The 6,831-nt window shown below is 75.3% G+C and carries 8 protein-coding genes; 7 read left to right on the forward strand and 1 reads right to left on the reverse strand.

The window, feature by feature from the left end; translation table 11 throughout:
* Positions 1 to 46 precede the first annotated feature (46 nt).
* From H9657_RS05570 to H9657_RS05580, 3 genes are all read left to right on the forward strand, one after another.
* A complete protein-coding gene (locus H9657_RS05570) occupies positions 47 to 421 on the forward strand; it encodes a DUF3039 domain-containing protein (protein WP_191781192.1) in 375 nt (124 codons plus the stop codon).
* Entirely contained in the window at positions 418 to 2,223 is a 1,806-nt protein-coding gene (locus H9657_RS05575; protein ID WP_191781194.1) for a DEAD/DEAH box helicase, read from the forward strand. The genes H9657_RS05570 and H9657_RS05575 overlap by 4 nt, the downstream gene beginning before the upstream one ends.
* 257 nt (positions 2,224 to 2,480) lie before the next feature.
* Entirely contained in the window at positions 2,481 to 2,636 is a 156-nt protein-coding gene (locus H9657_RS05580; RefSeq protein WP_013116552.1) for a hypothetical protein, read from the forward strand.
* A gap of 137 nt (positions 2,637 to 2,773) precedes the next feature.
* On the opposite strand, the gene H9657_RS05585 is transcribed toward H9657_RS05580, so the two are convergent.
* A complete protein-coding gene (locus tag H9657_RS05585) occupies positions 2,774 to 4,174 on the reverse strand; it encodes a nicotinate phosphoribosyltransferase (protein WP_225214677.1) in 1,401 nt (466 codons plus the stop codon).
* A gap of 69 nt (positions 4,175 to 4,243) precedes the next feature.
* Between H9657_RS05585 and clpS the strand changes: the two genes are divergently transcribed.
* The 4 genes from clpS to H9657_RS05605 are packed head-to-tail and all read left to right on the forward strand — an operon-like array spanning position 4,244 to position 6,786.
* Positions 4,244 to 4,537, forward strand: a complete 294-nt coding sequence (gene clpS / locus H9657_RS05590) for an ATP-dependent Clp protease adapter ClpS (RefSeq protein ID WP_191781196.1) — start codon at positions 4,244 to 4,246, stop codon at positions 4,535 to 4,537.
* Positions 4,537 to 5,178, forward strand: a complete 642-nt coding sequence (locus H9657_RS05595) for a DUF2017 domain-containing protein (protein ID WP_191781198.1) — start codon at positions 4,537 to 4,539, stop codon at positions 5,176 to 5,178. The genes clpS and H9657_RS05595 overlap by 1 nt, the downstream gene beginning before the upstream one ends.
* A 10-nt stretch (positions 5,179 to 5,188) precedes the next feature.
* A complete protein-coding gene (gene murI, locus H9657_RS05600) occupies positions 5,189 to 6,001 on the forward strand; it encodes a glutamate racemase (RefSeq protein WP_191781200.1) in 813 nt (270 codons plus the stop codon).
* On the forward strand, positions 5,998 to 6,786 hold the full coding sequence (locus tag H9657_RS05605) for an MBL fold metallo-hydrolase (protein ID WP_191781201.1): 789 nt from the start codon (positions 5,998 to 6,000) through the stop codon (positions 6,784 to 6,786). The genes murI and H9657_RS05605 overlap by 4 nt, the downstream gene beginning before the upstream one ends.
* Positions 6,787 to 6,831 lie beyond the last annotated feature (45 nt).

Here is a 6,831-nt window from a genome sequence, read left to right on the forward strand (position 1 = left end):
ATCACCCACCACCGGGACGTCGGACCCGCGACGTACGATGTCCGGCATGAGTGAGCCGACCACGCCGACAGGACCCGACGACCCGTTCGGCCCGCAGGGCGGCACCTCGCTCCTCGAGCGCACCGAGACCGACGAGCAGGTCGAGCCGGGGGACCACGAGCGCTTCGCGCACTACGTGCGCAAGGAGAAGATCATGGAGTCCGCGATGACCGGCAAGCCGGTCATCGCCCTGTGCGGCAAGGTCTGGGTGCCGGGTCGCGACCCGAACAAGTTCCCCGTGTGCCCGGTGTGCAAGGAGGTCTACGACGGCCTGCGGGAGCCGCAGGACGGCGACGGCGGCTCCGGCGGTGGCGGGGGCGGTCGCGGGTTCTTCGGCTTCGGCCGTGGCAAGGGCTCCGGCTCCGGCGCGGGCGGCGCGTGAGCGCGGCCCGTCGGTCCGTCGCCCCCCTCAACACCCCCCAGCACCCCTCGACGTCGGCAGCGCAGCAGCTGCCGCCGGCGTTCCCCGCGCGTGCGCCGTGGGGGGCCGCGGGGAGCCTGCGGGCGTGGCAGGCGCAGGCCATCGACCTCTACCGCGAGCGCTCGCCGCGCGACTTCCTGGCGGTCGCGACGCCCGGCGCCGGCAAGACGACCTTCGCGCTGCGCATCGCGACCGAGCTCCTCGAGTCGCGCACGGTGCGACGGGTCACCGTCGTCGCGCCCACGGAGCACCTGAAGAAGCAGTGGGCGGACGCCGCGGCGCGCGTGGGCATCCGGCTCGACCCGCGCTTCTCCAACGCGCAGGGGCGCCACGGCGCGGGCTACGACGGCGTCGCCGTCACCTACGCGCAGGTCGCGAGCAAGCCCGCGCTGCACGCCGCCCGCACGACCGCCGAGCGCACCCTCGTCATCCTCGACGAGGTGCACCACGGCGGTGACGCGCTGTCCTGGGGCGACGCCGTCCGCGAGGCGTTCGAGGGCGCGACGCGCCGCCTCGCGCTGACGGGCACGCCGTTCCGGTCCGACACGGCCCCGATCCCGTTCGTGACCTACGCGCCGGACGCGCACGGGATCCGTCGCTCGCTCGCCGACTTCACCTACGCGTACGGCGACGCGCTGCGCGACCACGTCGTGCGGCCCGTCATCTTCCTGTCGTACTCCGGGTCCATGCGGTGGCGCACCAAGGCGGGCGACGAGATCTCCGCGCGCCTGGGCGAGCCGCTGACCAAGGACATGACGTCACAGGCGTGGCGCACCGCGCTCGACCCCAACGGCGAGTGGATCCCCTCGGTGCTCGCGGCGGCGGACCGGCGGCTGACGGAGGTCCGGCGCACGGTCCCCGACGCGGGCGCCATGATCATCGCCACGGACCAGACCGACGCCCGCGCGTACGCGGGGCACCTGGCGCGTCTGACGGGGCAGTCGCCCGTGGTCGTGCTGTCCGACGACGACGGCGCGAGCGACCGGATCGAGGAGTTCGCCGAGGGCGACGCGCGGTGGCTCGTCGCGGTGCGCATGGTCTCCGAGGGCGTCGACGTGCCGCGGCTGGCCGTGGGCGTCTACGCCACGAGCACCGCGACGCCGCTGTTCTTCGCGCAGGCCGTCGGGCGCTTCGTGCGCGCGCGTCGGCGGGGCGAGACGGCGTCCGTGTTCCTGCCCAGCGTCCCGCAGCTGCTCGAGCTCGCAGCCACGCTGGAGGTCGAGCGGGACCACGCCCTCGACCGGCCGACGAACGGCTCCGAGGACCCGGAGGCCGACCTCCTGGCGCTCGCCGAGCGCGCGGAGAAGAGCGCGGACGCCGTCGGCTCCGACGGGGTCGCGGGGAGCTTCGAGGCGCTCGAGGCGCAGGCGTCGTTCGACCGTGTCCTGTTCGACGGCGGCGAGTTCGGCACGGGCGCGGAGGTCGGCTCGGAGGAGGAGCTCGACTTCCTCGGTCTGCCCGGGCTGCTCGACGCGGACCAGGTCACGACGCTCCTGCGGCAGCGGCAGGCGGACCAGCAGGGTGCCCGGCGCGCGCGGGCCCAGGTCGAGCCCGAGGTGATGGACCACCGCAAGCAGGCCGAGCTCCGCAAGGAGCTGGCCCAGCTGGTCGGTGCGTGGGCGCGCCGCAGCGGCCAGCCGCACGCGACCGTCCACGCCGAGCTGCGCCGGCGGTGCGGCGGGCCCGAGGTCGCGGTCGCCGCGCCGGACCAGCTCGCGGCCCGGATCGCGATGCTGCGTGGCTGGTTCGTCGGCAAGCGCTGAGGCGCTGCCGCTTGCCCGCGGCCGGGCGCCATCTCAGCATGTGGACCATGAGAATCGCATGAAATCGCAGGTCACCGCGCTGGACGCGTGACCACATACCAGTGCCGGACGCTCGCGCAAGTCGACCGTTCAGCGTGCCGAACCGGGCGGGGACTGCCAGGCTCATCCCGACACAAACCCGGCCCGGGTACCCCCGGGCCGAACCCGGAGCCTGGCGGCGTACATGCCGCCGGCGTTCGCACGAAAGAGGTGTTCACATGCCGTCCTGGCTCATCCTCATCCTTGTCGGTGTCGTCCTCGTCATCCTTGGCGTCGCGACCAACATCGGCCAGTTCCTCATCTGGATCGGCGTCATCGTGCTGGTCGTCAGCCTCATCCTCGGCCTGGTGGGCCGCGGTCGTTCGAGGATCTAGCGCAGCCGCGACGGCCGACACCCCCTCCGCCGACCGTCGCGCCGCACGCAGCACCAGGCCGGGACGCCATGCGCGTCCCGGCCTGTGCCGTACCCGGGCGGCTGCACCCGGGGTCGGACGCCTCAGGGTCGGACGCCTCAGGCCAGGCGCATCTCGACGGTCTCGACCGCGGCCTCGTCGGCCGACAGGCGACGCGCCCCGCGGGGCAGCTCGTCGCGCGACGCGGCGTGCCGTGCGCGCGCGGCCTGCACGCCCGCGGCGGCCGTGAGCCCCGGCAGGACCTCGCCGTCGGTCACGAGCGGCACGTGCAGGGGCCGCAGCAGCGGGTCCGGCTCGCGGCGCCGCGCGTCGGTCCACGCGGCCACCTGCTCGTCCGGTCCCACGACCAGCACCTCCTCGACGGCGCGGCCGTCCCGCCCGAGGCGCCGCGCGGCGGCCTTGCGGCCGCCCAGGCTCGTCTTGGACCGCGACGCCTTCGCGACCGGCTCCATCACCCCGGACGCGCCCTCGCGCGCGACCAGCTTGTAGACCATGCCGCACGTCGGGGCACCGGAGCCCGTGACGAGCGAGGTGCCCACGCCGTAGGAGTCGACCGGCGCCACCGCGAGCGACGCGATGGCGTGCTCGTCCAGGTCGCTGGTGACGACGATCTTCGTGTCGCGCGCACCGGCGGCGTCCAGCTGCGCGCGGACCTCGTGCGCCAGCACCCCCAGGTCGCCCGAGTCGAGGCGCACGGCCCCGAGCCCGGTGCCCGCCGCGGCGAGCGCCCGCTCGACCCCGCGACGCACGTCGTACGTGTCGACCAGCAGGGTCGTGCCCGGCCCGTGCGAGCGCACCTGCGAGGCGAACGCCGCCTCCTCGTCGTCGTGCAGCAGCGTGAACGCGTGGGCCGCGGTGCCGATCGTCGGCAGCCCGTAGCGCCGGCCGGCCTCGAGGTTCGACGTGGCGGCGAACCCGGCGACGACCGCGGCCCGCGCGGCCGCGACGGCGGCGTCCTCGTGCGCGCGGCGCGCCCCCATCTCGAGGCACGGGCGGTCCACGGCCGCGCTCGTCATGCGGGACGCCGCCGACGCGACCGCCGAGTCGTAGTTGAGGACGGACAGCACGAGGGTCTCGATGAGCACGGCCTGCGCGAAGGTGCCCTCGACGACCAGCACCGGCGACTGCGGGAAGAAGACCTCGCCCTCGGCGTACCCGACGACGTCCCCGGCGAAGCGGTAGTCCGCGAGGAACGCGAGCGTCGCGTCGTCGACGACGCGCTCGTCGGCCAGCCAGTCGAGCTCCGGCGTCCCGAACCGGAAGGCCGCGAGCTGCTCCAGCACCCGACCCGTGCCCGCCAGCACCCCGTACCGGCGTCCCGCGGGCAGCCGCCGGGTGAACACCTCGAAGACGCAGCGCCGGTGCGCCGTGCCGTCGGCGAGCGCCGCCTGCAGCATGGTCAGCTCGTAGCGGTCGGTGAGCAGCGCGGTGCTGCCGGAGCCGACCGCGGCCACGGCAGCGGTGGTCGGGGTGGGCGCGGGGGCGCTCGTGTCCGTCATGGCGTCAACGTAGTCCGGACCCACGTCCGGCACCCGGCGGCCCGTCCGGCGCGGCCTACAGTTGTCGTCGTGCCTGCGACGACCGCCCCCGACACGCGTCCCGACGTGGACGAGGCGACGTCCACCGCCGACGCGTGGGTGACGATCGTCTGGAACGACCCCGTCAACCTCATGTCCTACGTGACGTACGTCTTCCAGACCCACTTCGGCTACCCGCGCGAGAAGGCCGACCGCCTCATGCACCAGGTGCACGAGGAGGGGCGTGCGGTCGTCTCGACCGGCAACCGCGAGGCGATGGAGGTCGACGTGCAGGCCATGCACTCCTACGGGCTGTGGGCCACCATGCAGCGCGGCGGGCAGTGATGCGGGCGTTCCGTCGGCAGAAGGGCCACTTCGTCGCAGGGCTGGACGCCGGGGAGCGGGCCGTCGTCGCGTCCGTCGTGGCGGACGTCGCCGAGCTGCTCGGCGCCGGCAGGTTCGAGGACGGCCCCCGTCCGGGTGCGTCGTCACCGGCCCACCCGGGCGCGCCCGAGGGCTGGTCGCTGCGCACCGCGCCCGTGCCGCCCCCGCAGGACCCGGCCGTGCGCCGCCTGCTGCCCGACGCGTCGCGCGACGACCCGGAGGTCGCCGGCGAGTTCCGCCGGCTCACCGAGGACGACCTGCGGGCCCGCAAGATCGCGCGCCTGCGCACGCTGTGGACCTCGCTCGTGCACGGGGAGCCGGGGTGGCCGGAGCACGCCCTCGTCGTCTCGCCGCAGGCCGCGGACGACGTGGCCGCGACCCTGACCGACCTGCGGCTCGTGCTGGGCGAGCGCCTCGAGCTGCGCACCGACGCGGACTCGGAGGCGCTCTACGACGGTCTGGCCGCCGAGGACGAGGACGACGTGCGCGCGTACCTGGCGTCGGTCTACGGCGCGCTGTCGTGGCTCCAGGAGTCGCTGCTGGCTGTGATGCTCGCCGCACCTGAGGCCGGCGGCGGGGGGCGAGGGCGGTCCGGCGGCTAGTCTCGGTCGGGTGAGCGACGCCCCCATCGGCATCTTCGACTCCGGTGTCGGGGGCCTGACCGTGGCGCGGTCGATCCTCGACCAGCTGCCGCACGAGTCCACGCTGTACATCGGCGACACCCTCAACGGGCCGTACGGACCCAAGCCGTTGGCGGTGGTGCGCGCGCACGCGCTCGAGATCATGGACGACCTCGTCGACGCGGGCGTCAAGATGCTGGTCATCGCGTGCAACAGCGCGTCGGCGGCGGTGCTGCGCGACGCGCGCGAGCGGTACACGCTGCGGCGCGGGCTGCCTGTCGTCGAGGTCGTGCTGCCGGCGGCCCGCCGGGCCGTCGCCGCGACGCGCAACGGGCGCATCGGCGTCATCGGCACGCGGGCGACGATCGACTCGCGCGCCTACGACGACGCGTTCGCGGTCGCCGGCGTGGAGCTCACGTCGCGGGCGTGCCCGCGCTTCGTCGAGCTGGTCGAGGCCGGCGTGACGTCGGGGCCCGACGCGCTCGCGACGGCGCACGAGTACCTCGACCCGATCCGTGAGGCCGGCGTGGACACGCTCGTCCTGGGCTGCACGCACTACCCGCTGCTCACGGGCGTCATCTCCTACGTCATGGGGGACCAGGTCACGCTCGTCTCGAGCGCGGAGGAGACCGCCAAGGACGTCTACCGGACCCTCGTGGCGCACGACCTCGAGCGCGACCCCGCCCTGGGCGCGCCCACCCACCGGTTCCTCGCGACGGGCGACCCCGGGTCGTTCGCCACGCTGGCGCGCCGCTTCCTGGGCCCCGAGGTCGAGTCGGTCGAGCCGCGGGGGGCGCTGCGATGAGGCTGCTCGTCCTGGGGTGCGCGGGGTCGTTCCCCGGGCCGGGGTCGGCGGCGTCGTCGTACCTGGTGCAGGCGGAGGACGCCGACGGGCGCACCTGGTCCGCCCTGCTGGACCTGGGCAACGGGGCGCTCGGCGCGCTGCAGCGCTGGGGCGACCCGGCCGCGCTCGACGTCGTCGCGCTGTCGCACCTGCACGCCGACCACGTCGCCGACATGGCCGTCCTGGGCGTGTACCGCCGCTACCACCCCGGCGGGGCGTTGCCGCGCGTGGCGGTCCACGGGCCCGAGGGCACGCGGGAGCGGCTCGGGCACATGTCGGGCGACGACCTGGCCGCCCACACCGGCGAGCAGTTCGACGTCCGGGTCTGGCGCGCGGGCGAGCAGGTCGTCGTCGGCCCGCTCACGCTCGAGGCGGTGCCCGTCGACCACCCGGTGCCGGCGTTCGGCATCCGGGTCACCGGACCGTCGGAGGGCGACCCGACCCGGCGCGTCACGCTCGCCTACAGCGGCGACACCGACGCGTCGCCCGGGCTGGAGGACCTGGCCACGGCCGCGGACCTGCTGCTCGCCGAGGCCGCGTTCGTCGAGGGGCGCGACGACCACGTGCGCGGGATCCACCTGACGGGACGCCGTGCGGGGGAGGCGGCCGCCCGCGGCGGCGCACGCTCGCTCGTCCTCACGCACGTCCCGGCGTGGAACGACCCCGCGGTCGCCCTCGCGGAGGCCCGCGCGGTGTACGACGGCCCCGTGACCCTCGCCTCCCCGGGCACCACCTACCCCCTCTGACCCACCCCCCCCCCCCCCCCCCCCCCCCCCCCCCCCCCCCCCCCC

It is taken from the genome of Cellulomonas avistercoris, from assembly GCF_014836445.1.
GTDB classification, from domain to species: domain Bacteria; phylum Actinomycetota; class Actinomycetes; order Actinomycetales; family Cellulomonadaceae; genus Cellulomonas; species Cellulomonas avistercoris.

Bases quoted from the DNA above. Each gene is read 5' to 3' on its own strand.
- H9657_RS05570 (WP_191781192.1), top strand. From the start codon at position 47: ATGAGTGAGCCGACCACGCCGACAGGACCCGACGACCCGTTCGGCCCG.
- H9657_RS05580 (WP_013116552.1), top strand. From the start codon at position 2,481: ATGCCGTCCTGGCTCATCCTCATCCTTGTCGGTGTCGTCCTCGTCATC.
- H9657_RS05585 (WP_225214677.1), bottom strand. From the start codon at position 4,174: ATGACGGACACGAGCGCCCCCGCGCCCACCCCGACCACCGCTGCCGTG.
- H9657_RS05595 (WP_191781198.1), top strand. From the start codon at position 4,537: ATGCGGGCGTTCCGTCGGCAGAAGGGCCACTTCGTCGCAGGGCTGGAC.
- H9657_RS05605 (WP_191781201.1), top strand. From the start codon at position 5,998: ATGAGGCTGCTCGTCCTGGGGTGCGCGGGGTCGTTCCCCGGGCCGGGG.